General features: G+C 71.1%; 23 protein-coding genes and 1 pseudogene. 7 read left to right on the top strand and 17 right to left on the bottom strand.

What is annotated here, in order from left to right:
• Nucleotides 1–46: 46 nt before the first annotated feature.
• The 10 genes from IG99_RS08485 to IG99_RS08440 all read right to left on the bottom strand — a co-directional run bounded on the left by IG99_RS08485 (nt 47) and on the right by IG99_RS08440 (nt 12,227).
• Complete coding sequence (locus IG99_RS08485) at nt 47–847, bottom strand: ABC transporter permease (protein ID WP_037671540.1); 801 nt, start codon at nt 845–847, stop codon at nt 47–49.
• A gap of 4 nt (nt 848–851) precedes the next feature.
• Nucleotides 852–1,586 (bottom strand): ABC transporter permease, encoded by a 735-nt coding sequence (locus IG99_RS08480; protein WP_394298001.1) that lies wholly within the window; start codon nt 1,584–1,586, stop codon nt 852–854.
• Nucleotides 1,587–1,654: 68 nt separating this feature from the next.
• Entirely contained in the window at nt 1,655–2,659 is a 1,005-nt protein-coding gene (locus tag IG99_RS08475) for an ABC transporter ATP-binding protein (protein ID WP_037671538.1), read from the bottom strand.
• A 440-nt stretch (nt 2,660–3,099) separates the two neighbouring features.
• Entirely contained in the window at nt 3,100–5,991 is a 2,892-nt protein-coding gene (locus IG99_RS08470; RefSeq protein WP_037671537.1) for a glycoside hydrolase family 2 TIM barrel-domain containing protein, read from the bottom strand.
• 12 nt (nt 5,992–6,003) lie between these two features.
• Complete coding sequence (locus IG99_RS08465; protein WP_199815471.1) at nt 6,004–6,897, bottom strand: carbohydrate ABC transporter permease; 894 nt, start codon at nt 6,895–6,897, stop codon at nt 6,004–6,006.
• Complete coding sequence (locus tag IG99_RS08460) at nt 6,894–7,859, bottom strand: carbohydrate ABC transporter permease (protein WP_037671536.1); 966 nt, start codon at nt 7,857–7,859, stop codon at nt 6,894–6,896. Before IG99_RS08460 ends, IG99_RS08465 begins: the two co-directional genes overlap by 4 nt.
• A gap of 20 nt (nt 7,860–7,879) precedes the next feature.
• Nucleotides 7,880–9,145: an ABC transporter substrate-binding protein gene (locus IG99_RS08455; RefSeq protein ID WP_037671533.1), complete on the bottom strand. Its 1,266-nt coding sequence runs from the start codon at nt 9,143–9,145 to the stop codon at nt 7,880–7,882.
• Between the two features lie 211 nt (nt 9,146–9,356).
• Nucleotides 9,357–9,524 carry an RICIN domain-containing protein gene (locus IG99_RS50135; RefSeq protein WP_324606127.1) on the bottom strand — a complete coding sequence of 56 codons (168 nt, stop codon included), beginning with the start codon at nt 9,522–9,524 and terminating at the stop codon, nt 9,357–9,359.
• An 83-nt stretch (nt 9,525–9,607) separates the two neighbouring features.
• Complete coding sequence (locus IG99_RS08445; protein WP_037671530.1) at nt 9,608–10,855, bottom strand: ROK family transcriptional regulator; 1,248 nt, start codon at nt 10,853–10,855, stop codon at nt 9,608–9,610.
• Nucleotides 10,856–10,982: 127 nt separating this feature from the next.
• Nucleotides 10,983–12,227 carry an FAD-binding protein gene (locus IG99_RS08440; RefSeq protein ID WP_037671528.1) on the bottom strand — a complete coding sequence of 415 codons (1,245 nt, stop codon included), beginning with the start codon at nt 12,225–12,227 and terminating at the stop codon, nt 10,983–10,985.
• Nucleotides 12,228–12,521: 294 nt separating this feature from the next.
• Between IG99_RS08440 and IG99_RS08435 the strand changes: the two genes are divergently transcribed.
• Together IG99_RS08435 and IG99_RS08430 are read left to right on the top strand one after the other, a co-directional pair.
• On the top strand, nt 12,522–13,841 hold the full coding sequence (locus IG99_RS08435; protein ID WP_037671525.1) for a radical SAM protein: 1,320 nt from the start codon (nt 12,522–12,524) through the stop codon (nt 13,839–13,841).
• Between the two features lie 237 nt (nt 13,842–14,078).
• On the top strand, nt 14,079–15,581 hold the full coding sequence (locus IG99_RS08430; RefSeq protein WP_037671523.1) for a cellulose-binding domain-containing protein: 1,503 nt from the start codon (nt 14,079–14,081) through the stop codon (nt 15,579–15,581).
• Nucleotides 15,582–15,653: 72 nt separating this feature from the next.
• Here IG99_RS08430 and IG99_RS08425 read toward each other — a convergent pair whose 3' ends face one another.
• Nucleotides 15,654–16,511 (bottom strand): hypothetical protein, encoded by an 858-nt coding sequence (locus tag IG99_RS08425; RefSeq protein ID WP_234311776.1) that lies wholly within the window; start codon nt 16,509–16,511, stop codon nt 15,654–15,656.
• 62 nt (nt 16,512–16,573) lie between these two features.
• Between IG99_RS08425 and IG99_RS08420 the strand changes: the two genes are divergently transcribed.
• Nucleotides 16,574–17,101 carry a hypothetical protein gene (locus tag IG99_RS08420; protein WP_199815482.1) on the top strand — a complete coding sequence of 176 codons (528 nt, stop codon included), beginning with the start codon at nt 16,574–16,576 and terminating at the stop codon, nt 17,099–17,101.
• A gap of 137 nt (nt 17,102–17,238) precedes the next feature.
• Here the strand turns inward: IG99_RS08420 and IG99_RS47470 are convergent, their stop codons facing one another.
• The 3 genes from IG99_RS47470 to IG99_RS08410 are packed head-to-tail and all read right to left on the bottom strand — an operon-like array spanning nt 17,239 to nt 19,589.
• Complete coding sequence (locus IG99_RS47470; protein ID WP_234311775.1) at nt 17,239–17,391, bottom strand: hypothetical protein; 153 nt, start codon at nt 17,389–17,391, stop codon at nt 17,239–17,241.
• Between the two features lie 21 nt (nt 17,392–17,412).
• Nucleotides 17,413–18,252, bottom strand: a complete 840-nt coding sequence (locus tag IG99_RS08415) for a hypothetical protein (RefSeq protein WP_037671520.1) — start codon at nt 18,250–18,252, stop codon at nt 17,413–17,415.
• Nucleotides 18,249–19,589: a radical SAM family protein gene (locus IG99_RS08410; protein WP_037671517.1), complete on the bottom strand. Its 1,341-nt coding sequence runs from the start codon at nt 19,587–19,589 to the stop codon at nt 18,249–18,251. Before IG99_RS08410 ends, IG99_RS08415 begins: the two co-directional genes overlap by 4 nt.
• 147 nt (nt 19,590–19,736) lie before the next feature.
• On the opposite strand from IG99_RS08410, the gene IG99_RS08405 reads away from it, so the two are divergent.
• The 3 genes from IG99_RS08405 to IG99_RS08395 all read left to right on the top strand — a co-directional run bounded on the left by IG99_RS08405 (nt 19,737) and on the right by IG99_RS08395 (nt 23,092).
• Nucleotides 19,737–20,228, top strand: a complete 492-nt coding sequence (locus IG99_RS08405; protein WP_037671515.1) for a hypothetical protein — start codon at nt 19,737–19,739, stop codon at nt 20,226–20,228.
• Nucleotides 20,229–20,513: 285 nt separating this feature from the next.
• Entirely contained in the window at nt 20,514–21,623 is a 1,110-nt protein-coding gene (rsgA, locus tag IG99_RS08400; protein WP_037671514.1) for a ribosome small subunit-dependent GTPase A, read from the top strand.
• Between the two features lie 68 nt (nt 21,624–21,691).
• Nucleotides 21,692–23,092: a DNA-3-methyladenine glycosylase 2 family protein gene (locus tag IG99_RS08395; protein WP_051865040.1), complete on the top strand. Its 1,401-nt coding sequence runs from the start codon at nt 21,692–21,694 to the stop codon at nt 23,090–23,092.
• A 10-nt stretch (nt 23,093–23,102) separates the two neighbouring features.
• Here the strand turns inward: IG99_RS08395 and IG99_RS08390 are convergent, their stop codons facing one another.
• The 3 genes from IG99_RS08390 to IG99_RS08380 all read right to left on the bottom strand — a co-directional run bounded on the left by IG99_RS08390 (nt 23,103) and on the right by IG99_RS08380 (nt 24,862).
• Complete coding sequence (locus IG99_RS08390; RefSeq protein WP_037671511.1) at nt 23,103–23,492, bottom strand: PPOX class F420-dependent oxidoreductase; 390 nt, start codon at nt 23,490–23,492, stop codon at nt 23,103–23,105.
• 69 nt (nt 23,493–23,561) lie between these two features.
• On the bottom strand, nt 23,562–24,044 hold the full coding sequence (locus IG99_RS08385) for a DUF456 domain-containing protein (RefSeq protein WP_037671509.1): 483 nt from the start codon (nt 24,042–24,044) through the stop codon (nt 23,562–23,564).
• A gap of 71 nt (nt 24,045–24,115) precedes the next feature.
• Nucleotides 24,116–24,862 carry a helix-turn-helix transcriptional regulator gene (locus tag IG99_RS08380; RefSeq protein WP_051865039.1) on the bottom strand — a complete coding sequence of 249 codons (747 nt, stop codon included), beginning with the start codon at nt 24,860–24,862 and terminating at the stop codon, nt 24,116–24,118.
• Nucleotides 24,863–25,091: 229 nt separating this feature from the next.
• On the opposite strand from IG99_RS08380, the pseudogene IG99_RS50130 reads away from it, so the two are divergent.
• Nucleotides 25,092–25,787 (top strand): annotated as a pseudogene (locus IG99_RS50130) (protein phosphatase 2C domain-containing protein); the annotation flags it as partial.

Raw genomic sequence — 25,787 nt, 5'->3', positions numbered from 1 at the left:
GGCCGCGCGGCCCGGGTGGGCATAGTGCAGGCCCCCTAAGACACCGTCAGCCGTTCACCCCCGTGTAGTGGTTCAGGCTCCACTTCCACAGCAGCCGCGCCGCCAGGTACGCCAGCAGTCCGATCAGGGGGGAGGCCGCCGCCAGCCAGTACGGGACGCCGGTGTCGTGGCCGTGGCCGGTGAGGACGGCGGCGGGGAAGTAGGCGACGAAGGCGAGGGGGAGGCCGAAGGTGAGCAGGCCGCCCACCGCCCTGGGCAGCACGTTCAGCGGGTAGCTCCCGAACGTGCCGAGGAGTTCCTCCAGCCAGCGGCCCCAGTAGTCGGCGGCCGGGAAGCGCAGGGAGGCGCAGGCCACCACGGTGAACAGGGCCGCTTCCAGCAGCATGCCGCCGAACACCGCGGCGACCAGGTACGTGATCCGGCCGGCCGTCCAGTCCAGGTCGCTGCGGGCGATCGCGCCCACCATCAGACCCGCCGCCACCGTGAGGTCGCCGATGGCGTTGGTGGGGAAGAACTGCAGCTGGACCTGGCGGTGGACCGGCATCGGGCGGACCAGGTAGGTGTCGATCACGCCCTCCTGGATGAACCGGCCCAGCGCGTGGATCCGGCCCAGCACCAGCACGAACAACCCGTGCGCGAGCATGCGCGTCGCCGGGATCAGCAGGACGTCCGAGCTGTTCCAGCCGCCCATGCCGGTGAACCGGGTCAGCAGTACCGTGGCGAACACGAGCACCGACACCTGCCAGATCGCGCCGACCGCGATCATCATCAGGAACTCGGTGCGGTACTCCAGCTGGGCACGGAAGTTGAGGCGCGTGACCCGCCACGCGATCCGGACGGCGTTCACGGTCTCAGCCTCCCTGGGAGATGACACGGCGGGCGGCGCGCCGCCACAGGAACCGGGTGAACAGGGCCAGTACGACGATCCAGCCGGCCTGTACGGACAGCTGGAACGCGGCGTCCGAGAGCGGGATGCGGCCCACGTACAGCGACAGCGGCACGCTCAGCGTGGCCTGGAAGGGCAGGAAGGAGCTGAGCGTGATGAACCAGTCCGGGAAGAACCACAGCGGCGCGTACACCCCGGACAGCAGGTTCTGCGCGAAGATCAGGATCAGCAGCGCGGCGCCGTTGCGCAGCGTCCAGAAGCACAGCTGGTCGATGACGAGCATGACGTAGTACAGGACCCACTGGCCGAACAGCATGCTCAGCGCGAACACCCCCGCCACGGCCGCCGACGCGGGCGGCTGCACCACCCCGGCCGCCAGGCACACCAGGTATCCGGCGAGCGACCAGGCCAGCCCGTACAGCTGCTCGCCCAGGGCACGCAGCGCGTAGTAGCGCTGGGGCGGCATCGGACGCAGGTACCAGTAGACGATCGTGCCGAAGTGCATGTGCTGGATCACGGTGTCACGGGCCGCGTACTGGTCGATCTCCCGCAACCGGGAGGCGAGCACGGCCAGCACGGCGTAGCTGACCGCCTGGTCGCGGTCCAGGCCCGCGGTCGTGCCGGCCGCCGCGTACAGGCCGTGCCACAGGGACGCCACCAGCACGATCTGCACGGCCAGCCGGAGCAGGGCCGCGGTCATACGGGGCGGGGTGTGCAACTCTCCGAGCGGGGTCACCCGCCCGACGCGCCAGGCGGGCGGGAGGACCGTCACAGCGCCGCCTCCGCCTGCGCGTACGCGGCCCGCATCACGTCCTCCAGGTCCGCCTCGTCGATGGCGATGCCCGCGAGTTCGTACCGTTCGATGACCAGCTTCAGCGCCTGGTGGACCGAGAGGGCCTCCGCGCCCGGGCCCTCGGGGCCGAACACCACCTGCCGGCCCTCCCGCCGTACCACTACCACGCCCGGCAGGCCCGCGACCTCGGTGTGCGGGTCGGCGAGCGTCGCCCGCAATTGCCAGGTCGAGCCGAACCGGCGGCGGATCTCGTCCAGGGCGCCGTCGAGGACGAGCCGGCCGTGGTTGATGAGGACGACCCGCTCGGCGAGCCGCTCGACCTCGGTCATGTCGTGCGTGGTCAGCAGCACCGTACGACCGCGCTCCGCGACCTGGTGGCGCAGGAACTCCCGGACCTGCTCCTTGACCACCACGTCCATGCCGATGGTCGGCTCGTCGAGGAAGACGACGGGCGGGTCGTGCAGCAGCGCCGCCGCGAGGTCGCAGCGCACCCGCTGGCCGAGGGAGAGGTGGCGGACCCGGGTGTCCCAGAACGACGACAGTTCGAGGAGCTCGTCGAACTCCTTCAGCCGGGCCGCGTGCTCGGCCTTCGGCACCTCGTAGATGTCCCGCAGGATCGCGAACGACTCGCGCACCGGCAGGTCCCACCACAGCTGCGTTCGCTGCCCGAACACGGCGCCGATGTTGCGGGCGTTGCGCTCCCGCTCCTCGTACGGCACCACGCCCGCCACGCGTGCCGTGCCGGAGGTGGGGGTGAGGATGCCGGTGAGCATCTTGATCGTCGTTGATTTCCCGGCGCCGTTCGGCCCGAGCAGGGCCAGCAGTTCGCCCTGCGCCACGTCGAAGGTGACGTCGGAGACGGCGTGCTTGGCCACCCGCTCCGGATTGACGAGAGATCTGAGCGCACCGGCGAACCCGGGGCGGCGGACTGTGGTGTGGAAGGTGCGGGACAGGCCGCGGACTTCGATACTGCCGGTCACTCGGCGTACCTCCGGGTCAGTGTGATCAGCCAGACGGTCGCTGCCAGGGAGGCGGCGGAGAGGCCGGTGGGCAGCAGGGGTACCGCTTGGATGCCCGAGGCCTTGATGCCCGCGCCCAGCAGCGGCGGGCGGCGACGCCGCCCACCATCGACGCGGCGATCATCCAGGCACCGGCAAGACTCGCCTGCGGGAGGGCGCGGTGGAGCCACGGCAGGGCGGAGGGGGAGACCGGTGCGATAAACAACCCAACACCCGCATAGGCCACTGGCGCCACACCTTTTACAACAGCCACACTCAGGCCCGCGTCATCATCAGCCAGTCCCACGGTGGTCGCCGACGCGGCCACGGTGAGGATGCGGGGCCGAAACCGACGCAGGAAGCGACCGCGGCCGGCCGGCTGAAGAGCCGGCCGGCCGCGTCCGTCCTCAGGACCGTGCCGGTCAACTGGTCCCGGGCGTGCTCTCCGCATCGGTCTGCGAGAACACGAAGGAGAACTCCGCCGGTTCGGCGCGCAGGTAGTACTGCGGCAGCGGGCCCGGGCCGCACGACTGGGAGCCGATGCCGTGCTGGCCGTGGTCGAGGTTGACCCACACAGTGTCGCCGGCCGTGAGGTCGCTGCGGTGCGCGGCGGCGTCCAGCTGCTCGGTGGTCCAGCGACGCGCGCTGAAGAAGAACTCCGGGTCGCCCTCGATCCGCAGCCCGCCCAGCTCCACCCAGCGGACGTCGGCGCGGGCGCCGTTCTCCTGCGGGCGCAGGTACGGCGTCTGCAGGCCGTCCACCGTGGACTCCCAACGGCCCAGCTGAGCGGCCTGCCGGGTGTCGGGGTAGGCCTCGCCGGGGCCGCCGCCGTACCAGCGCACCCGGTCGGCCGCGGGGAGCCCCAGCCGGACGCCGAGCCTGGGCAGGGGCACCGTCCACTCGCCGTCGGGCGTCACGGACACCGTCAGCTTCAGCCTGGTGCCGTCCGAGGTCCAGCGGTACGTCGTCGCCAGGCCGAACTCCCAGGCGGCGGGCGCCACCCGGGTCCGTACGGTCAGCGCGTCGTCGCCGGGCTCCACCGCGTCGATACGGTGCCGCATGCGGTGCAGACCGAACTTGCGCCACAGCTCGCCGTAGCGGATGTCGGTCTGCCAGGCCGCGCCGTCGTCGTTGTCGGTGGTCGCCCGCCACACGTCCAGACGCGGAGCGCTCACGTCGATCCCGCCGATGCTGCGCAGCGCGCCCGTGCGGGCGTCGAAGGAGGCCGGGCCGAGCGTGATCAAGCCGTCGCCGGTCACGGGTCCGTCGGTCGCCGCGACCGACGGCAGCGTCCGCGCGGCCACCGCGTACTGGCCCCAGGCCACCGGGTGGTCCTTGGGCGCCCACGCGGTGTCCTCGGCGAGCACCGCCCGCACCGTCCAGTACGCCTCGCCGCCCCGCGTGTTCGCGGGCGGCTCGGGCAGCTTCACATCGGCCGACTCGCCCGGCGCGAGCGCCGGCACGGACAGGCTGCCGGCCTCGACGGTCTCGCCGTCCACCTGGTACGACCACTCGAAGGCCAGCGCGGACAGGTCCGCGAAGTCCTGCTTGTTGCGGATGCGCACGGTGCCGTCGGTGCCGTCGCCCTCGAAGGCGACCGGCTCGATGACCTTCTTGAACTCGACGAGGCCGGGGGAGGGGGTGCGGTCCGGGAACAGCAGTCCGTCACAGACGAAGTTGCCGTCGTGCAGCTCCTCGCCGAAGTCGCCGCCGTAGGCGAAGCCCAGCTCAGCGTGCTTGATGCCGTGGTCGATCCACTCCCAGACGAACGCGCCCTGGAGCCGGTCGTACGTCTCGAACAGCTGCTGGTACTCGGCGAGACCACCGGGGCCGTTGCCCATGGCGTGCGCGTACTCGCACAGGATGAAGGGCAGCTCGCGCCTCTTGTGCGTACCGCCGTCCAGCTCCTTGCCGATCTGCTCGACCTCGGCGTAGCTCGCGTACATCCGCGAGTACATGTCCGTGTCACGGCAGTTGATGTCACCCTCGTAGTGCACGAGGCGTGAGGCGTCGCGACCGTGGATCCACTCGGCCATCGCGGTCAGCCCGCGGCCGGTGCCGGCCTCGTTGCCCAGGGACCAGATGACGACCGACGGGTGGTTCTTGTCCCGCTCGACCATCCGGGCCGCGCGGTCGAGCAGGGCCGGGGTCCAGCGCTCGTCGTCGACCGGGTTGTCCCGCCAGGCCTGCTCGACGAAGCCGTGGGTCTCCAGGTCGCACTCGTCGATGACCCACAGGCCGTACTCGTCGCACAGGTCCAGGAAGGCCGGGTGCGGCGGGTAGTGCGAGGTGCGCACGGCGTTGACGTTGTGCCGCTTCATCAGCAGCACGTCCGCGCGCATGGTCTCCAGGTCGAGGGCGCGCCCCTTCTCCGGGTGCCACTCGTGCCGGTTGACGCCCTTGAACAGGACCGCCTTGCCGTTGACCTTGATCAGGCCGTCCTCCAGGACGACCGTGCGGAAGCCGATCCGCAGCGGGATCCGCTCGCCGTCGGTGGCGAGGACGCCGTCGTAGAGGCGGGGCGTCTCCGCGGTCCACGGCTGGACGGGGACCGTCACCGACTCGCCGGTGGCGACGTCGATGCCGAGGTCCGGCACGGTGACCCGGCCGTCCACGTCGGAGTCGACGCGCAGGGTGCCCTCGCCGCCGACGTGGTCGTAGGAGGCGTGCACGAAGAAGTCGAGCGCGCTGCCCGCCGGGCGGTGCAGCAGGGTGACGTCCCGGAAGATGCCGGGCAGCCACCACTGGTCCTGGTCCTCCAGGTAGGAGCCCGCCGACCACTGGTGGACCCGCACGGCCAGCACGTTGCCGGCGGGCTTGAGCAGGTGCCCGACCGCGAACTCGTGCGGCAGCCGGGAGCCCTTGAACTCACCGATGTCCGTGCCGTTCAGCCACACCCGGGCGCAGGACTCCACGCCGTCGAAGCGGATGACGGCGCTGCCGTCGGCGGGCCAGTCCGCCGGCAGATCGAAGACCCGCAGGTGGTCGCCGGTGGGGTTCTCCGTCGGGACGTGCGGTGGGTCCACCGGGAAGGGGTAGAGGTGGTTGGTGTAGATGGGGGACCCGAAAGCTCCGTCGCCCTGCAGGACCCAGTGCCCGGGTACCGTGACCTCGGCCCAGTCCCCGGCGTCGTAGCCCTCCTCGGCGAACGAGTCGTCCTCGGCGTCGATGGTCGCCGACACGCGGAGGCGCCAGCTGCCGTTCAGCGTCAGGGACTTCGCGTCCGAGGACGCGTACCAGGCGCGGGGCGGCAGGGCCCCGCTCCCGGGCGAGACGTCCTCGACGTAATCGACGGCGGTCGTGCGGAAAGACATCGGTCTCCTAGGTCAGCCCTTGATACCCGTCTGCGCGATCCCCTGCACCAGCCAGCGCTGGAGGAAGAGGAACACGAACAACAGGGGCAGGATGGAAATGGCGGTGGCCATGAAGATCGTGTGGAAGACGACCGTCTGGTTGGTCATGTACGACGAGAGCACCACCTGGACGGTCCAGGCGCCCGGGTCCTGCCCGATGACCAGCGGCCAGAGGAAGGCGTTCCAGGCGTTGATGAAGGTGATGGTGGCGATGGCCGCGAAGAAGTTCAGCGAGTTGGGGACGACGACACGCCAGTACGCGCCCCAATAGCCGAGCCCGTCCACGCGTGCCGCCTCCTCCAGCTCCTTCGGGAACCCGAGGAAGTACTGCCGGAAGAGGAAGCAGGTGAAACCACTGAACAGGCCCGGGATGATCAGACCGCGGTAGGTGTCCACCCATCCGAGTGACGAGACCAGCACGAAGCTGGGTACGAAGGTCACCGAGGTCGGGACCATCAGGGTGCCCAGGACGACGTAGAAGATCTTGTTGGCGTGCTTGTACGGGATGCGGGCCAGGGCGTAGCCGGCGAGGGAGCACACCAGCAGGATGCCGACGGTCATGGCGACGGCGACGACCGTCGAGTTCCACAGCGACTGGGCGAAGTCCACCTGCGGGTCGTCGAACAGCTCCTTGACGTTCCCCCACTGCAGGTTCGTGGGGAAGAACTCCCAGTGCTCCCCGGTGATCTGGGGGTCCGTGGAGAGGGCGTTGCGGAGCAGGACGTAGAACGGGATCAGGAAGAAGAAGGCGGCGACACCGGTGGCGATGTAGAGGCCGGTGTTGCCCATCACCGATCCTCCGCGCCGGGCGGATCGCCTGCTCTTCGCGGGTGCGGTCTTGCGTATGTCGGGCGTGGTGGCGGTCACTTGGACTCGTCCCCCCTTCCGAAGCCCAGAATCTTGCCCTGGAGCAGGGTGACGATGATGATCAGCACGGTCAGGATCACGGCCCCCGCGCTGCCGGCGCCGTAGTCCTGCTCCGTGCCCAGGGCGGTGTAGTACAGCTCGACCAGCGGCGGCCGGCCCCAGGTCGTCTTGTCCAGCAGGTTGAAGAACTCGTCGAAGGCCTGGTAGGCGGCGATGAGCAGCAGCAGGACGACCGCGGTCGACGTGGCCCGCAGCTGCGGCAGGGTGATGTGCCGGAATGTCTGCCAGCCCCGCTTGGCGCCGTCGATGGCGGCGGCCTCGTACAGCTCCTCGGGGATGTTCTGCAGTGCGGCGATGAAAAGGATCATGTAGAAGCCGGACTGCAGCCACAGGCGGGCCGTGACGATGACCAGCCAGTACCAGGGCGGATTGGGGGAGATCAGCCAGGCGATGTTGTCGATCCCGAACCAGCCGATGACCGTGTTCGCCAGGCCGAACCGGACGCCGCTGAAGAGGGACATCTTCCAGATCAGCGACGCGGCGACGTAGGAGCACGCGGTCGGCAGGAAGAACACCGACCGGAAGAACGCCCGCATGAACTTGAGCCGGTTCACCAGCAGCGCCAGGCTGAGGGACAGCGCCCAGGTGGTGGGCACGATGAACGCGGCGAAGACGGTGAAGGTGCCGAGCGAGCCGACGAACTTGGGGTCCGTCAGCATGTACGTGTAGTTCTCGAGGCCGATGAACTTGTCCGGCGTGACGGTGAAGCGCGCGTCGAAGAAGCTGAGGTAGATGCTCCAGCCGATCGGCACGTAGATGAAGACGATCAGGCCGATGAGGAACGGGGCGGCGAAGAGCCAGAAGTTGAAGGTGCGGCTGCCCCACAGACCCCGCCGCGGCTTGGCCGGAGAGGCCTTGGCCGGGGCGGGGCTCGCGAGGTCGAGCTTCGTGGTCGTCGACATGTCGTAGTCCGTCCGATGACCTATCCGAAGAGCTTCTTCAGCTCGCGGTTGACGGTCTTGTCGCACTCGTCGAGCGCCTTCTCCGGGTCACCGCTCTTGCGGACGCAGTTGGCCATGACGTCCCACGACGCCTGGATCATCGCCTGGGTCCAGCCGATGTTGTCGAAGTGCCCGAACTCGTTGAAGAGCTTGACGCCCTCAGCCGGCAGACCCGACTTGAGCTTCGTGGCGGTCGCGGCGATCGACTTGCGCGGCGGGATGTGGAAACCGTACGAAGTGGCCCAGTCCTCCTGGTACTTCTTCTGGTCGATCCACAGCCACTTCACGTACTCCTTGGCCGCGTCGACGTTCTTGCCCTTGGCGTTGACGAACATCGACCAGCCGCCGTTGTAGACGGACTGCTTGCCGGAGTCGACGGTCTTCGGGAACGGGAAGATCCCGAGGTCGTCGCCGAATGCCTTCTGGAACACCGGCATGGCCCACATACCGCAGAACTGGATGGCACACAGGCCCTGAACGAGCGAGGAGGGGTCCCAGTAGTCGGTCGGGGCGCCGAGGAGCAGGTCGCCGCTGGTGAAGAGCTTGCGCATCTTCTTCAGGCCCTCGACGACCTCGGGCGTGTGGTAGGCGATCTCGTTCTTGGCGTTGAGGGTGTCGGCGCCCGCGGACCAGATGAGCGGGTTGACGATCGCGTGCAGGTCGTTGCCGACGTACAGGCCCTTCACCTTGCCGGTGGTGAGCTTGGCGGCGGCCTCGATCAGCTCGTCGAGGGTCTCCGGCACCTTCACGCCGGCCTTCTTGAAGAGCGAGGGCCGGTAGAAGAAGAACTGCGGGTCGTCGATCATCCGGACGCCGTATATCTTGCCGTCGACCGTGTGCGACGTGATGTCGGCCGGGTTGAAGTCGTCCTTGACCGGGTTGACGATGTCGCTCAGGTCGGCGACCTGACCGCTCTTGACCATCTGGATCTGCGGGTGGAACTCGAACAGGTCCGGCGCGTTCTTGGTGAGCAGCGTCGCGAAGAGCTTGCTCTCGAAGTCGGCGCTGGTGATCCACTGCGTGTTCACGCTGGCGTCCTTGTAAGCGGCGGCGTACCGCTTGATCGCCTGCTCCGTCCCCGCTTCACCGTAGGCGTGGAACATCTGGTTGAGCTGCGGCCCCGAACCGGACCCGCCCCCACGGCCGTTGTTGCCGCCGCAGGCGGCGAGCGTGCCGGCGGCGGCCATGCCCGCGGCGGCCCGGAAGATGGACCGGCGGGACCAGTTGTCGTTGCTCAGTGCCGACATGGTGACGTCCTTGTCTCGATTGCGGCTTGCGGCTTGCGGCTCCACGGCCGAACTGGCCGGTGGCTCGAAATGCGTTGCGGTGCGGGACGTTAACCTTCGGCTAAGGCTTCGGCAAGGGGTTGGACGAAGTCTGTGCGAAACGTTGTGTCCGGTTCGGTATGACGAACATGAGCGTCCGTCAGCTGTAGGAAGGGGGGTGAGGGCCGCCGGGTCAGGGGTGCCGACGGCCCCCGGTCAGGGGCCTCTGGAGCCTGCTCCAGGCCTCGTTGGGGCCGGAGTTGCAGCTCCAGAGGGCCGTTGGGCTGTCGTCGGCCGTGGTCTGCCCGCTGGCGTCCAGGCACTTGCCCGACGCCTCGCTGACGATCTGGCCGTTGGGCATCAGGGTCCCCGTGCCAGCCGGCGCGGCCGCGGCTGTCGCGAGGACGGATCTGTTATTGCGCGTCAACTGCATCCCTTCCGTCGTCATGAAGCTGGTGCGGTACGGCTCCTTGCGGGGGTGGTGCGGTGTTTCGCCTGCCTCTGCCCGACCGACTGCAGCGAGCCCTCCAGCGCGAACGTGGCCGCGCCCAGGCACACCGGGTCGGTGGGGATCGGGGAGAGGACGATCTCGGTGGCGGCCAGCGGCCGCCGCAGCGCGTGTCGGGCGACGGCCTCGCGCACTTCGGTCAGCAGCGGCTCGCCGAGCCGGCCGGCGACCCAGCTGCTGAGCACGACCACTTCGGGGTTGAGCAGGTTGATCAGGTCGGAGATGCCGGCGCCGAGATAGCGGGCGGTGTCACGGACCACCTTGACCGCCACCGGGTCGTGCGCCGCGACCCCGCGGGCCAGGGCGTCGATGGTGGCCGTCTGGTCCTCGGGATGCAGCAGCGGGCTCCGCGGGCTCAGTTCGCGCAGGTTCAGCATGATCCCGGGGGCCCCGACGTACGTCTCGACGCAGCCGTGGTTACCGCAGTGGCACAGGCGGCCGTCCAGCACGAGCGTGGTGTGGCCCCACTCGCCGGCGCTGTTGCTGACGCCCCGGTGCAGCCCGCTGCCCAGCACGAGTCCGGCGCCCACGCCGGTGCCGAGGTTGACCACCACCGCGTCGCCGTGTCCGCGCGCGGCCCCGAACCACAGCTCGGCGACGGCGCAGGCGCGCAGCGGGTTGTCCAGGTAGAGAGGGTAGGCGATGTACTCGGAGAGCAGGTCGAGCAGCGGCACGTCGTGCCAGTCCCAGTTGGGCGCGTACTCCGCGATGCCGGTGGTGCGGTCCACCTGGCCCGGCACGCTCACCCCGACGCCGAGCACCCGGGCCGCCTCGACCCCGGCCTGCGCGACCACCGAGCCGACGGCGGCGGCGACATGGCCGACCACCTGCTCAGGGCGGCTCTCGCCGGGCCGCATGTCCTCCTCGGCCCGGGCCAGCACGTTCAGCCCCAGATCGAACAGCTCCACATGGACGTACGTCTCCGCGATGTCCACGCCGATCAACGCGCCCCCCGACGCGTTGACGGCGACCAGGCCCCGCGGGCGGCCGCCCGCCGAGTCCTCGAACCCGACCTCCGTGATCATGCGGAGGTCCAGCAGCTCACCGACGAGGGTGGCGACCGTGGCGAGGCTCAGGCCCGTGGCGGCCGCCAGCTCCTGCCGGGACGTGGGGGACGCGGCGATGATCTGGCGCAGCACCTCGTAGCGGTTCGCGGTGCGGATGTCGCGTGATGTGCGCTTCACCGGAGTAGCCCCATCCCTTCCATGCCATGCCGGGCCGGGGCTACGACGGCACCGGCGCGCGGCAAGGCTATGGGGCTCCGGAGCTTTCGACAAGGGGTTAGGAAAGGGGTTTTATAAAGTCGGCCGCTCAGCGGTTGAGGACGTCCGCCACGAACGCGTTGGTGAACGTGCCGGCCGGGTCCAACTCCCCGACCAGCGCCGCGAAGTCGGCGATGCGCGGATAGCGCCCCCGCACGACCTCGGCGGGAACGGTGAACACCTTGCCCCAGTGCGGCCGCGCGTCCAAGCCGCCCAGCGCCTCCTCCAGCCGCCGCACCACCGGCAGCACCGCCGCCGTGTCCGCCACCCAGGTGAAGTGCAGCGCCACGGTGTCCCGCCCGTAGGAAGGGCTGAGCCACTGCTCGTCGGCGGCGACCGTGCGCACCTCGCAGATCTGCAGGACGGGAGCGACCGTCTCCCGGATCGCGTCGACCGCGCGCAGCGCGTCGAGGGCGTCCCGGCGCGGCAGCAGGTACTCCGACTGGAGCTCGGCACCGCTGCTCGGGGTGAACTCCGCCCGGAAGTGCGGCAGCCGCTCGTGCCACGGCCCCGGCACGCCGAACTGCTCCGTGCAGTTGACCGCGGGCATCCCCGGCACCGGATGCAGTGCCTCGGTCGCGGGCGTGGCCCACGGGAAGGCGGGCAGCGACTGGTCGGTGCGCCGCTTCAGCCACACCTGCCGGAAGCCCGGCGCCCGCCAGTCGGTGAACAGGCTCACGCTGTACGCCGCCGCCGCCACCGTCTCGAAGTCCAGCCCGTCGAGGGGGAGCTCGGTGAACAGGTGCTGCTCGACCTCGAAGGACGGCTCCAGATCGAGGGTGAGCGCGGTGACCACTCCGAGGGCGCCCAGGGAGGTGACGGCACCGCCGAACCGCGCGTCGCCCCGGCCCAGGGTCACGGTCGAGCCGTCCGCCGTGACGATCTCCACCTCGCGCACGGCGGCCGCGAGCGACCCGTTGCCGACGCCGGACCCGTGTGTGCCGGTCGCCACCGACCCGGCCACCGAGATGTGCGGCAGGGACGCCATGTTGGGCAGCGCGAGACCGTGCCCGTGCACCCGCCGCGCCAGCTCCGCGTACCGGACGCCGCCGCCGACCCGTACCGTACGGGCCGTCGTGTCGACGTCGACCTCGGCCGGCAGGGCGTCCAGCGCCAGCAGTACCCCGTCGGCGCCCGGCTCGGCGATCTCGTTGAAGGAGTGCCCGCTGCCCAGTACCCGCACCCGCCCGCTGCCCGCCACCAGCGAGCGCAGGGCGTCGAGCGTGGGCGGCCGGTGCAGTTCCTCGGCCGCGAACGTGATGTTGCCCGCCCAGTTCGTCACGGTCTCGGCCATGCGGTCGCCCTCCCAGGTTCCGGATCCAGACTCTCCTGGCCGGAACCTATCCCGTCGGCGGCGGGCTCCCGCCCCCGCATCCCCCCTTGGCCTTGGATCGGCCTTGGACGCGCCGCTCACCTGCGCGAACGCGCGACCCACGGCGACCGAGGGAGGCCGGGGCGGCTGGGGAAAGGGTGCGTGAACGGTGTGACGCGAGTGCCGCCGCGCCGCCACACCGGGCCCCGCCCCCGCCTCCGCACGCGCGGGGGCATACCGTGAGGAGTCGTACGCCTGACCCGGGAGGAGAGACGGATGGGCAGCCGCACCGAGCTGGTCGAGGATCTTATGGAGCGCTTTCCGCACGTACCGCGGGAGGCCGTCTTCAAGGAGGACCTGCTGCGCGGCGGTGTCGCCTTCGACGCCTCGGCGCTGAGTGACAACGAGAGCGGAGAGGTGAAGCCGAAGTCGTACTTCATCTTCTCCTTCGACCACGGCACCCTGCCCGAGCTCGGCGAGGCCGCCCTGCGGCGCCCACCGGAGGAGATCATCCTCACCGGCGGCCCGTACGACCTGCGGCGCACCGTCGTCTCCGTCCGGGTGAACCCCACCTCGCCGTACCGCGTGGCCGCGGACGACGAGGGGCTCCTCGGGCTCTACCTCGACGGCCGGCGCATCGCCGACGTCGGCGTGCCGCCCATGCCCGAGTACTACCGGCACACCCTCTCCAACGGGAAGTCCGTGATGGAGGTGGCCCCCACCATCCAGTGGGGCTACCTGATCTACCTCACCGTCTTCCGGGTCTGCCAGTACTTCGGTGCCAAGGAGGAGTGCCAGTACTGCGACATCAACCACAACTGGCGCCAGCACAAGGCGGCCGGCCGGCCCTACACGGGCGTCAAGGACGTCGAGGAGGTACTCGAAGCCCTCGAGATCATCGACCGCTACGACACGGCCAAGGCATCCACTGCCTACACCCTCACCGGCGGCGCCATCACCAAGACCGTCGCCGGGCGCGACGAGGCCGACTTCTACGGCCACTACGCCAAGGCCATCGAGGAGCGCTTCCCCGGCCGCTGGATCGGCAAGGTCGTCGCCCAGGCCCTCCCGCGCGACGACGTGCAGCGCTTCAAGGACTACGGCGTGCAGATCTACCACCCCAACTACGAGGTGTGGGACCGCCGTCTGTTCGAGCTGTACTGCCCGGGCAAGGAGCGCTACGTCGGCCGCGACGAGTGGCACAAGCGCATCCTCGACTCCGCCGAGGTGTTCGGCGCCCGCAACGTCATCCCCAACTTCGTGGCGGGCGTGGAGATGGCCGAGCCGTTCGGCTTCACCACGGTCGACGAGGCGATCGCGTCGACCACCGAGGGCCTGCGCTTCTTCATGTCGCACGGCATCACGCCCCGCTTCACCACCTGGTGCCCCGAGCCGACCACCCCGCTCGGCAAGGCCAACCCGCAGGGCGCGCCGCTGGAATACCACATCCGGCTCCTGGAGGCCTACCGCGCCACCATGGACGACTTCGGTCTCTCCTCGCCCCCCGGCTACGGCCCGCCCGGCCCCGGCCGCGCGGTCTTCTCCGTCAGCTCCTTCATGGACAGCCTCCCGGCACAGGAGCCGGCCGAGGTGTGACACGCTCCGCTTCACCGGGCACGAGAGGGTGTCGGGCCGTTTCATGAAGGCCCGAGAGGGTGTCGGGCCGTGGGGTGAGAGTCGTACACTCCGCCCCACGGCCACCGGCCGCTGGATTTGAGGACTCCGCTTGTCAGTTGTGTCGGAGGCGTGAAAGGCTCTGGCCCTGCCGCGAGGTTCTCCCCAACTCCACTGCCGATATGGCGAGTTGACCTCGCTCGTGGATGCAGGAGACTCATGCCCGACCTGCCGACTCCTCAGGACGCCACCGAGGCCGCGCTGTTCTCCGAGTGCTGGGACGCCGTCCTCTCCTACGCGGACCTCTGCACGGCCGGCTCGACCGCCGCCCAGCAGCTGGCGCGGGAGGCGTTCGCACTGGGCCTGCGCGAGGCCCGTGAGGCCGAGGCCGGGACCCGCAGGAGCGCCGGCCGCCGGTCTCCCGTGCTGCCCAGGATCCCCCTGCTGCTGACGGCCGTACGCACCACGGCCGCCGCCTGGGAGGCCGAGGGCCAGGGACACAAGCTCGACCCCGACCTGCGCCTGTGGCTCAACTCCGAGAAGGCCGCCCGCTACACCGGCCCGCCCCTGAGCCGCCCCATCGCCCTGCGCGGTCTGCGCGACATGCAGGAACCCGACGCGGCCCTGCTCTGGCTGGCCGAGGTGGAGTCGCTGCCGCTGTCCGGTGTGGCCCGCCGGCTCGGGCTCGACCCGGCCGCCGCGTCCGACGAACTCGACCAGGTGCGCGGCCTGTTCCGGGCCCGCTGCCACCGCAACCACCTCGACACACCGCTCGGCGCGGAGTGCCGCGGCTACGTCCGGCTGCTCGACGCGGTGACCCGCTCACCCGGTGCCGACACCCCCGAGGACCTCTCCCGGCACCTCGCCACCTGCGTCGACTGCGCGGAAGCCGCGGCATGTCTGCGGCTGCACGGCGGCGGACTGCCCTCCGCCCTCGCCGGCGGGGTCATCGGCTGGGGCGGGCTCGCCTACCTGGAGCGCCGCCGCCGGGCCGCCGAGGTACGCCTCGGTGTCGGCCGCCCCGACGGGCCGGACACCGACAACGAGGCGACGAAGGCCGCGGCGACCAAGGCACGGGTCGCGCGCAACGGGCTCCTCGTCGCGGCCGTACTGGTCTCCATGCTGGCCCTGGCCGTGTCGATGATGCCCTTCGGCAGCACCGGCGACGACGTCGCGGGCGGCACCGACGCCGACCGCCAGCCGGTCGCCGACCCCGGCCCCTCACTGTCGCTCGCCCGCACACCCCGGTCGGCGTCCCCTTCGGCCTCCCCCTCCGCGCGCCCGAGCCGCACACCGAGCGGCGCCGCGTCGACCAAGGCCGACGACCAGCACTCCCAGTCGCACCCCCAGGGCACCTCGTCCTCCACCGCCGCGGGCGCCTCCGCTCCCGAACCCACCGAGAAGAGCGAGCCGGTGACCTGCAAGGTCACCTACGACCTCGTCAACGAGTGGCCCGACGGCTTCCAGGCCACGGTCACCGTCACCACCACCGAGCCGCTCGACACCTGGCGCCTCGCCTGGTCCTTCCGCGACGGCCAGCAGGTCGGCCAGATGTGGGACGCGAGCGTCTCCCAGAGCGGCTCCCGCGTCACCGCCACCGCCGCCGACTACAACAAGACCGTCCCCGCCGGTGGCTCCGTCTCCCTCGGCTTCCTCGCCTCCTGGCACGGGAAGAACACGGCACCGGTCGACTACACCCTGAACGGGCGTGCCTGCGGCTGATTCACACACGCTCCGGAGCTCGCCCCGCCTCGGGCCGCTCGGGCCGATGTTCCGCTGTCCACCGAGTGAACATCACAGCGCCGTCCCCAGCACCAGGCCGATGGCCGGCAGCACGGGGGGCCGGCCGTCGGGCGCGAAGCCCCGCACGGCGAAGCGGCTCAGAGCGGCGACGTTCATGGCCAGGCCGAGCCACAGCGGCCAGGCGCGGCGCAGGCCGGCGTTCGGACGGGTCCGTTCGTACAGCACGACCAGCCCGCGTTCCAGCGGCCCGAGCGCGAACACGACTCCGGCCAGCACGACACGAGCATCAACAGCCACGGGACTCAGCCCCCACCACCCCGCGGACCCGAGTGGCGGCTCGGGCGACGCGAGGCCGGTCAAGTGGAACGCGGCGGCGATGACGAGCACCGGCAGCATGTGCCACAGATACAGCGTCATGCTGGCCGCTCCCACGGGGCGAACCACGCGCCACACCCGCTCATGTTCCAGCAACCGCCGCACCGGCGCCGCGGCGAGGAGACACAGCCCGACCTGGGCCACCACCCACGCCGGCATCGCGGCCGACGGCGGATCGGTATTGCCGGGGGCCCGCCCGGTCACCAGGATCAGACTGACCGGGAACGGACCCAGAGTCACGAGCGTGGCGAACGCCGGCCCGCCGCCCGCCGCCATCGTGAGCGGCACGAGCCGACGCCCGGTCAGCAGACCGTCCCGCCAGCAGAAGCCCAACTGGTAGGCAGCACCCCACACGAGCACGTGGTTGAGCAGCCCGACGTACGGTGCGTGCCCCGCCACAACGAGCGCGTCGGCGGCCAGGGCGAGCGCCCCCCGCCAGGGGGACGAGAGGCCAATGCAGTTGCTCCAAGAGCCCGCCCAATTCACAGGGCTCCTCTGCGCTTCGGCTTCGCCGCCGCAGGCGCTCGTCGCCATCACCCGCAGCTGCCAGGCCCCGGGATACACTGCCCCGCCCACCCCGACCGGAGGTCATCTCAGTGTTACCTGCACGGGTATTCGCCGTTGCCCCGCTGGCTCTGGTGATTCTCGCCCTGTCCGGCTGCTCTTCCTGGGGCTGCACCGACACGACGGCGGAGCGCGGTAAGGCCGGTGTCAGGGTGCAGGTCGTGGACACGGATGGGCAGGCTCTCGGCGTTACCGCCGCGGTCGTTGACTGGCGCCTTGAGCCCCACCCGCAGGCGCCCTCCGAAGGTGACCTTGTCCACTTCCGCTTCCGCTTCGACGGCGCCGACGAATATTCCGACCGCGCGGTGGACGCCTGCGCGGTCGACAAGGAGCGTGTGGCGTTGGGGTGTCAGACGATTTACTCGTCCCAGGCGTTCGGGCCGGCCGACGATCCCCTTACGGGCGACGACTGGCTCGGCGTCGAGCACCCTGAGCAGGTTGCCGGGGTGTTGTTGATCCCCAATGACCAGTCCTACCACGGACGCACCTGTGAGGTGGACATCAAGGACGGTGGCGGAATGCATCCTCCGGAACCACCCAGCAGGGGGGACCAGCTGTAGGGAGGTCATGCCGGTCGAGCGCGAGGCACGGGTCTGCCGGCGCCCAGGTGTTTTGCGCTGTTCGGTGGTCTGGTCGCGTGCCCATCGCCCCGGCGCCACCTTGCTGCGGCCGCTCCGGGTTCTCAGGAACGCCAGGGTCAGCCACTGGGGCCACGGAACGGCCGCCAACAGCTCCGGGGCGGTGATCTGTCCACCGGGCTCCCGGGCCAGGCCGTGATCAGCCAGTGGCCGACGACCACCAGTACGATCGCCCACGCGCGCAGGAAGTCGACGTAGCGGTCTCTGCTCATGACCGTCATGCTTCCGTGGTTTCATCGTGCCACCGTCGGCGTCGGGCCGAAAGCGTCAGCAAGGCTGGTCAGGATGGAGCCGGACCAGCTGCTCTCCCCGAACACGCTGACCGGCATGGCGAGCACGCCGCACTCGCGCTGGAGCGTCTCCGCGGGGATTCCCACCGGGAAGAAGTAGTTGCCGGGACACGTCCGGCTCGCCGTGGGAATCGCCCCGAGCACTTCGTCCGGCAATCGTTCGAACAGCCGCTCAGCCCGTACGGCCAGTTCGTCGACGACCTGCCGGGGCACGTCGCTGTGCTCGGTCAGCAGACGGTCGGCGAGCCTCAGCTGTGCCGACGTCGGCGGATCCACCCGGAAGGCTTCGGCCACGTCGGCTTGCGCCGGACCCAGCAGGACCACGCCGAACGTGCGTGGCCACAGCCATCCCTTGGTGACCGAATGCAGCAGCAGGTACTCGGGCCGGTGGTCCGGCGGCGACCTCGGCAGGGCCGGCGCGGGCAGCGTCGGGTAGGACGCGGGCGCCAGGCCCGCGGCGTGGGCCAGTTCGAAGTAGACCGGGTACACGTCGCTCGGCAGCCACAACCGCGCCCGCACGGCGCGCAGCCAGTGGAACACCACACCGAGCCCGTGCCGTACCCCTCGAGAGACCATGGCGTGGCCGGACCACTCTTCCGGCAGCTCGAAGCGCCGCAGCCAGGCACGGGCGAGATCGCACCGGTGCACCGTACTCATGCCGGTCGGCGGTTCCGGTCGCGTCGAAGCGAGCGCCCGGTACACGTTGGTCTCGGCGGCGTCCAATAGCGACGAGCGAGCACTGAGTTGCCGCTGCCGAAATTCCTGGAACTCGTCGAACCTCATGCCGCTGCGCCTTCCGGCACGATCTCGCTGGCCCGGTCCTCCAGGGAGGCGTAGCAGCGTCCGTCGGCCATGACGTTCCAGCTGCGTGCGATCCCGCTGGTGCGTTCCCAGAGCAGGCTGGGCTCGGTGTAAGCGGCGATCCGCATCGGCCGTCCGTCCCAGCTGCCGTGGTAGACCGGCGCGCCCCAGGGCAGGCGGCTCGCCAGTTCGAAGCCGTGCCGCTCGGCGAACCGGGTGACGATGGACAGCGAAACCTGGTGCTCTCGGCTCCAGACATTGGCGGCGCGGTCGAAGTAGAGCGACTCGGTGCTGGTGGATACGTAGAGCTCTTTGAAGCAGACTTCCTCGACACCGCCGGCCGCGGCCCACGAAAGGTAGTCGGCGACCTGGGCCGCGTCGGCGACGCCGCCGCGCTGGAGCACGCAGATCAGTCTCATCCGCAGCCCCGGCCAGCGGTCACGTTCCACGCGCCAGGTGTCGATCACGGAGCTCACCGGCGTGCGCAGCACCATCAGCCGCTCGCTGACGGCGTCGTCCTGATGGTGCCGGGAGACCGCCAGCACGCGCAGGCCCGCGGCGCTCAGGGCGGCGAGGCGGTCGGCCCGGTCGGCGTGCCGGCCTTTGGCCAGGGTGTGCGCGTTGGTGATCAGGACGACCTTCGGGAAGGCCGCCGAGCAGGCGGACACCAGTCGCAGCTGCTGTTCGAACGGTATGAGCGTGGGCTCCCCGCCGCCGGTGATCACCGCACGCTCGGCACCCGCCGCCCGGGCGCGCTCCAGCCAGCGGGCGACCGCGTCCCACGGGACCCGTGCCGGCGCCTGGTCGCTGGAGATCGAAGCCGAGGAGAAGCAGAACGAACACCGGGCTTGGCAGGCGGAGGCGACCGGCAGAAGCGAAACCGAGCGCGGTCGCGTGTCGGCGTAGCGACGCTGTGCCGATCCGTGCAGGTGCAGGGAGGCCGCCATCGCGTCCTCGACGGTTGTCGGGCGCAGAGTGAACTCGTGGTCTGCCTGGTCGAGTTCATGGACTGCCGACAACCGGATGCGAGCCTCGCGCAGTTCCATGCCGAGGCCGGTCGACACGTTGGGCACCAGCGTGTCGGGGTCAACCATGGTTTCCAGCACCAGCAGCCGGTCGCCCGGAATGGCCAGACGGTCCAGCAACCGTCGCGCCTTGCCGATGCCGATCCCCAACTCCGCACGGGTCAGCAGGTGGAACCGGTCGGGGAAGGTGCTTTCCGGAATCCCCGCCTTGCCGTAAGCGAAGGCGTACTTGTCGAAGCCCCGCGCGAAATTCGACAGCACGATGACGTGGAAGCGCTGGTCGCTATGGTTCATCCCGTCATCATGCAGGAACGGGCCCCTACGACATGGGCCGGAGTCCGGCCGCTGCTACTGGGCCTGGACCAGTGAGCGGGCGGGGAGACCCCGAGGTCGAGCTGAATCGGGATGCGAACAGCCCGGGTGCCTGTCACAGTCGCTGCCGTGACCTTGATGGACGTCCTCGTCGACTTCGCCAGTACCGGCCGGATCGGGCCCCTTCACTGCGGAATGCCCCTGACCGAGGCCGAGAACCTCCTCGGACCGGGCCGTCCGCACCCGGCCATCCTCATGAAGGGGCCCGACATCGACGGCTACCCCTACTCCTGGGACGGGCTGCAGCTCGTGGTCACCCGGCGGGCGGTCAGCGGCATCTGGATCAACCTCTGGCAGGGCCCGACCGCCAAGCTGCCCTCTGTCGTTCTGCCCGAATCAGAGTCATTCGAGGCCACCGTGGACCGCGAGGACCTGGTCATGGCTCTGGACACCGCAGGCTGTGAGCACCACGTCAACGACAACCTCACCTTCGGCCGGCAGTCCAGCATCCTCACCCGGGCCACTGACGTCTGTGCGGTCTTCAGCCTCCCGAGACGAGACAACCCTGTGTCTCACCGAGACCGGCACTACCTTGACGTGATGCACAAGCGCGCGGCTTGACATCGCTGATTCCACAGAATGTCGGGCACCGGATCGGCCGGGTGGCGCAGGAAAAAGGGTTGGCATCGCAGCACGCCTGTCCCGTAGGTTGTGCGCAAGCCGATGAGTGCGCGTGAGTGCTTGAAGGAACAGGAGGTGAGGACCGTGATGACTGTCGTTGCGCTGGGTGCTGCCCAGATCCAGAAGTTCATCCATCCCACCCCTGTGGTCTCCGGCTGAGCCTTCCTGCATCATCCGCGCTTGCGAGCGCGTGCGGCCGGGGCCCGCCCCTGTGAAGGGCTCCCCTTGAATCTCTCTTCTCCTTCGGCTTCTTCCGCTTCGTCCCACCCTCTGGCCTCCTACGGCTGGGACCAGGACTGGGCCGACGCGTTCACCCCGTACGACGCCGAAGGGCTGCTGCCCGGGCGTGTTGTGCGGGTCGACCGCGGGCAGTGCGACGTGGTCACCGCCGACGGGACCGTGCGGGCCGACACCGCGTTCGTCACGCCGCACGACCCCCTGCGGGTCGTCTGCACCGGCGACTGGGTCGCCCTCGAACCCACGGGCAACCCGCGCTACGTACAGACGTATCTGCCACGCCGTACCGCCTTCGTGCGCTCCACCTCCTCCAAACGGTCCGAGGGGCAGATCCTCGCGGCCAACGTCGACCACGCGATCGTCGCCGTGTCGCTCGCCCTCGAGGTCGACCTCGGCCGCGTCGAACGGTTCCTGGCGCTCGCCTGGGAGTCCGGGGCACAGCCCGTGGTCGTCCTCACCAAGGCCGACCTCGTCCCGGACGAGACCACCCTCGCGTACCTGGTCCAGGACGTGGAGACCACCGCTCCGGGTGTTCCGGTGCTGGCCGTCAGCGCGACGACCGGGGACGGGCTGGACGTCCTGGCCGCCGTGGTGGGCGACGGCACGTCCGTGCTGCTCGGACAGTCCGGGGCGGGCAAGTCGACGCTGGCCAACGCGCTGGTCGGCGCGGACGTGATGGACGTGCGGGCCGCCCGCGACGTGGACGGCAAGGGCCGCCACACGACGACCACGCGCAACCTGCTCGCCCTGCCCACGGGCGGCGTGCTGATCGACACCCCCGGGCTGCGGGGCGTGGGCCTCTTCGACGCGGAGGGCGGGGTCGGCCAGGTGTTCTCGGAGATCGAGGAACTGGCCGCGCGGTGCCGCTTCCACGACTGCGCGCACGAGACCGAGCCGGGGTGCGCGGTCCTCGCCGCGATCGACTCCGGCGAACTGCCCGAGCGGCGGCTGGACAGCTACCGCAAGCTGATGCGGGAGAACCAGCGGATCGTCGCCAAGACGGACGCACGGGTCCGGGCGGAGATCCGGCGGGACTGGAAGCGGAAGGGGGCGGAGGGGAAGGCGGCGATGGAGGCGAAGCGGGGGCGGTGGCGGTAACGCTTCCGTGAGCCTCATGTCCGAAATCCGCCAGCCCCGTCCTGCGGGCCTCGCCCACACTGAAGTGTATGAAGGACGAGGACAGCAGGTACGAGGCTGTGCGGAGTCGGGATGCGCGGTTCGACGGGGAGTTCTTCTTCGCTGTCGCGACGACCGGGATCTACTGTCGGCCCAGCTGCCCCGCGGTGACGCCGAAGCGGTGCAACGTGCGGTTCTTCGCGACGGCCGCCGGTGCGCAGCGCTCGGGGTTCCGGGCCTGTAGGCGGTGCCGGCCGGACGCAGCGCCCGGCTCCGCGGAGTGGAACGTGCGCGCGGATGTCGTGGGGCGGGCCATGCGGCTCATCGGGGACGGGGTCGTCGACCGGGAGGGCGTCGCCGGGCTCGCCGTACGGCTCGGCTACAGCGCCCGGCAGGTGCAGCGGCAGCTCACCGCCGAGCTGGGCGCAGGTCCGGTCGCCCTCGCCCGGGCGCAGCGGGCGCACACCGCGCGGGTCCTGCTCCGGACGACGGACCTGCCGGTCACGGAGATCGCGTTCGCGTCCGGATTCGCCAGCGTCCGGCAGTTCAACGACACCATCCGCGCGGTGTACGCCATGACGCCGAGCGCGCTGCGGGCCGCCGCGCCCCGGTCGGGCCGTACGGCCCGCCGCGCGGCCACACCGACCGCCGGGATCCCGCTGCGGCTCGCCCACCGGGGCCCGTACCACGCGGGCGCGGTCTTCGACCTCCTCCAGCGGGAGGCCGTCGCGGGCGTGGAGGAGGTGAGGGGCGTCCCGGGCGGCCGTCTCTACCGCCGTACGCTCCGACTGCCGTACGGCACCGGCATCGTCGCCGTCGATGAGCGGCAGGGCGCGGCGCGAAAGGGGCTCGGCGCGCATCCCGGCGGCTGGCTCGACGCCCGGCTGCACCTCACCGATCCACGGGACCTCACCACCGCCGTACAGCGGCTGCGGCGGCTGTTCGACCTCGACGCCGACCCGTACGCCGTCGACGAGCGGCTCGGCGCGGACCCCCGGCTCGCCCCGCTCGTGGCGGCCCGGCCGGGACTGCGGTCGCCGGGTGCCGCCGACCCGGAGGAGCTGGCGGTGCGGGCGCTGGTCGGGCCCGCGGAGGCCGCCCGGCTGGTGCGCGGCTACGGCAAGGCACTGGACGCCCCCTGCGGCACCCTCACCCATGTCTTCCCCGAGCCCGCCGCGCTCGCCGAGGCCGAGCCGCACGGCACCCTCGGCACGCTGGCCGCCGCCCTGGCCGACGGCACGCTGCGGCTGGACGCGGGCGCCGACCGGGACGAGGCGCAGCGGGCCCTCGAAGCGCTGCCCGGCCTGGATGCCGCCACGATCGCGGCCGTACGCGCCCGGGCCCTCGGCGACCCCGACGTCGCCCCGCCGCACACCCGGGTCCCCGACAGCTGGCGCCCGTGGCGCACCTACGCCCTGCACCACCTGCGTGCGGCGGGGGAGAGGCCGTAGCAGCCTGCCCTCAGCCCCCTGCCTCCGCCAGACCCCAGCTGTGGACGCGGCGGGGGTGGATGCGGATCAGCTCCTCGCTGAGGTTCGGGCCCAGGTCGTGCGGGCCGGTGAGGAGTTCCGCCTCGCCGCGGATGTCGACGCCGCGGACATGCCACGGCTGCACGCTCACGAGGTCGTCCACGACGAGGGCGACCTTCGGGTTCGCCAGCAGATTGCGCCATTTCTTGGTGCGGCCCAACGAGTATCCGGCGATCAGGATCGTCCCGTCGTCCTGCGGGAAGAAGACGACCGGGTTCGCCTGCGGCTGTCCCGCCGGGTCGACGGTGGCCAGACGCCCCAGCCGCTGGGTTGTCAGGTACGCGCGCTCCGCCTCGCTGAATCCCTCACTTGATCCGCTCATGACGGCAGCCAAACACGAAGGCGCGCCCGGCACATCGGATCATCGGCCTAGGACCGACGCCCTAGGCCGTCACCCCCACAGCACCGCCGCCAGCCACGCCGCCGCTATCAGCTGGCAGGTGAACAGCTCCGCCAGGATGCTCCAGCCACCCGAGCGCATCACCGTGCGCAGGGCCGCGCGTGCCGCGCCGGGGCGGCCCAGGCGGAGCCGCTCGGCTACGTAGATGCCGCCGACGAACCCGGGGATCGCGCCGAGCACGGGGATCAGCACGAAGCCGGCGAACGTGCCGGCCCCGGCGTAGAGGGCCAGCCGCCGGGTGATGTCGCCCGGGCGCAGCCGGCGGGGTGGCAGGGCCCAGCGCACCACCTGGGAGAGGAGCAGGGCGACGGTGGCCCCGACCAGGACACCCCAGGCGACCGGCTGCGGATCCTTCAACGCCCACCACAGGACCGCGGACCACACCAGCCAGGACCCCGGCACGCCGGGCACCAGCACTCCGCACAGGCCGAGCAGGATGACCAGACCGACCAGCAGGAGTTCCCACACTCCCATCTGCCCAGCGTGCCGGAGCCGGGGAGACCTCGCAGGTCAAGCGTTCGCCCGGGCGCGTGCACGCGGGCCGCCTACCGCCCCCGCGTCACCCAGCCCCGCTCGTACGCGTGCCACCCCAACTGGAGCCGGGTCGTCACCCCGGCAAGCTCCATCAGCCGCTTCACCCGTCGCTGTACGGTCCGCAGGCCGACGTCGAGCTGTTTGGCGACGCTCGCGTCGGTGAGCCCGGCGAGAAGCAGGGAGAGGATCTCCAGGTCGGTCGTGTCGGGGCCGTCGGGGGCCCGCTCCGCCCCGCCCGTCGCCGCGCACCGCAGGGGCAGGGCGTCCTGCCACACGGACTCGAACAGGGCCCGTAGCAGCTCCAGCGGCCCGCCCGCCCGTACGACGAGCACGGCGGGCTCCGAGCCGCGGGCGACGAGCGGTAGGAGGGCGAGCCGCCGGTCGACGATCACCAACCGCGTCGGCACCCGGTCCACCACCCGCACCCGCTCGTTACGTCCCGGCGGCCCGGGGAGTCCGGCGGCGCCGTGCGGTCCGCCCAGCACGCCCCGCTCGACCACCACCCGACGGCGCACCCTGGGGCCGGCCGCCCCCTCATGGGCCCCGTGCTGCGACGTGTTCTCCGGGGCGTACGCGACGCCCGGTCCGTCCACGACCAGCGCGCACGCGTCCTCGCACGCCCCGAGCCAGGCCTGCCGGACGTGCTGCGCGACCGCGGCCGCGCCGGTCACCACCTCGACGAGATCGTGCGCCGCCGTCCCGGTCGGGGCAGGGCAAGGCGGCTCGTGCGTCTCGTACAGACCTGTCACTCCCAGCATCGGCTGTGACGTCCCTCCCGGAAACCGGCCACGGCGCGAATTCGCCCCGGCACATCATGGCCGGACCACCCGCCCCTCTGCCAAGGCGTCGGCCGCATGAGATCACAAGCCGTCCCGACCCGACGGCACACCCGCCTCACCCTTCGCATCGCCGTTCGACGCCTCGAGTCGCGCCGGATTTTCCCGTTGCCCCATTTTCATCCGGCCGGTGCGGTGGACAATTGGGGGCATGAGTCAGCAGGGGGGAAGGCCCACCGGTCACGAGGACGACTGGTGGGGGCAGTTGTACGACGACTCCACCGAGGACACCGGCCCCACGGCCGGGGCCGACTCGCTGGACGACCGGTTCGCCTCGGCGGCGGGGGCCCTGACCGTCGAGGGGCGAGGCGCGGACGCCCCGGTTCCGTCCGGCGACCGTTCCACCGCGGAGGCCCCTCCGAGGCCCGAGCCGCCCGTGCCACCGGAACGACCCGCGCCACCGGAACGACCCGCGCCACCGGAACGACCCGCGCCGCCCGAGCGGCCGTCGCAACCGCCGCCACCACCCCAGTCGCCACCACTCCAGTCGCCGCCACCCCAGTCACCGCCACCCCAGGCGCCGCCACCACCCCAGTCGCCGCCCCCTCCGCACGCGGAACCCAGCGTTCCCGCGCCCCGGTCCCGGGCCACCGCCGAGACCGGCCCCGCGCCTCGCACCGGCCCACCCCCGTCCCGGCGCGCCCCCTGGGAACCCCCGTCCGACCCGCCCCAGGGCCCCGCGACCTTCCTGCCCGGGCCCCTCCCCCCGGGCTTCGACGAGCGCACCGACTCCCCGCCGACCGCTCCCGGTGGTCGTACGTCCGCTCAGACGACGCCCGCGGCCCCGATCCCGGAGCGCCCCGCGTTCCCCCCGGAGCCCCCCGAACCCGACGGTCCCCCGCCCGCC

The organism is Streptomyces griseus subsp. griseus (assembly GCF_000720255.1).
Taxonomy (GTDB): Bacteria; Actinomycetota; Actinomycetes; order Streptomycetales; family Streptomycetaceae; genus Streptomyces; species Streptomyces griseus_I.
Note: the sequence above shows the minus strand (reverse complement) of the source record. Positions and strands in the feature narration are given on the sequence as shown.

What these genes read in the sequence shown, in the direction of transcription:
- IG99_RS08435 (WP_037671525.1), top strand. Translation starts at nt 12,522, where the DNA reads ATGGGCAGCCGCACCGAGCTGGTCGAGGATCTTATGGAGCGCTTTCCG.
- IG99_RS08395 (WP_051865040.1), top strand. Translation starts at nt 21,692, where the DNA reads ATGAAGGACGAGGACAGCAGGTACGAGGCTGTGCGGAGTCGGGATGCG.
- IG99_RS50135 (WP_324606127.1), bottom strand. Translation starts at nt 9,524, where the DNA reads ATGCCCAACGGCCAGATCGTCAGCGAGGCGTCGGGCAAGTGCCTGGAC.
- IG99_RS08455 (WP_037671533.1), bottom strand. Translation starts at nt 9,145, where the DNA reads ATGTCGGCACTGAGCAACGACAACTGGTCCCGCCGGTCCATCTTCCGG.
- IG99_RS08380 (WP_051865039.1), bottom strand. Translation starts at nt 24,862, where the DNA reads ATGCTGGGAGTGACAGGTCTGTACGAGACGCACGAGCCGCCTTGCCCT.
- IG99_RS08390 (WP_037671511.1), bottom strand. Translation starts at nt 23,492, where the DNA reads ATGAGCGGATCAAGTGAGGGATTCAGCGAGGCGGAGCGCGCGTACCTG.
- IG99_RS08415 (WP_037671520.1), bottom strand. Translation starts at nt 18,252, where the DNA reads ATGAGGTTCGACGAGTTCCAGGAATTTCGGCAGCGGCAACTCAGTGCT.
- IG99_RS08440 (WP_037671528.1), bottom strand. Translation starts at nt 12,227, where the DNA reads ATGGCCGAGACCGTGACGAACTGGGCGGGCAACATCACGTTCGCGGCC.
- IG99_RS47470 (WP_234311775.1), bottom strand. Translation starts at nt 17,391, where the DNA reads ATGAGCAGAGACCGCTACGTCGACTTCCTGCGCGCGTGGGCGATCGTA.
- IG99_RS08480 (WP_394298001.1), bottom strand. Translation starts at nt 1,586, where the DNA reads ATGACCGCGGCCCTGCTCCGGCTGGCCGTGCAGATCGTGCTGGTGGCG.
- IG99_RS08470 (WP_037671537.1), bottom strand. Translation starts at nt 5,991, where the DNA reads ATGTCTTTCCGCACGACCGCCGTCGATTACGTCGAGGACGTCTCGCCC.
- IG99_RS08460 (WP_037671536.1), bottom strand. Translation starts at nt 7,859, where the DNA reads ATGTCGACGACCACGAAGCTCGACCTCGCGAGCCCCGCCCCGGCCAAG.
- IG99_RS08385 (WP_037671509.1), bottom strand. Translation starts at nt 24,044, where the DNA reads ATGGGAGTGTGGGAACTCCTGCTGGTCGGTCTGGTCATCCTGCTCGGC.
- IG99_RS08430 (WP_037671523.1), top strand. Translation starts at nt 14,079, where the DNA reads ATGCCCGACCTGCCGACTCCTCAGGACGCCACCGAGGCCGCGCTGTTC.
- IG99_RS08425 (WP_234311776.1), bottom strand. Translation starts at nt 16,511, where the DNA reads ATGGCGACGAGCGCCTGCGGCGGCGAAGCCGAAGCGCAGAGGAGCCCT.
- IG99_RS08410 (WP_037671517.1), bottom strand. Translation starts at nt 19,589, where the DNA reads ATGAACCATAGCGACCAGCGCTTCCACGTCATCGTGCTGTCGAATTTC.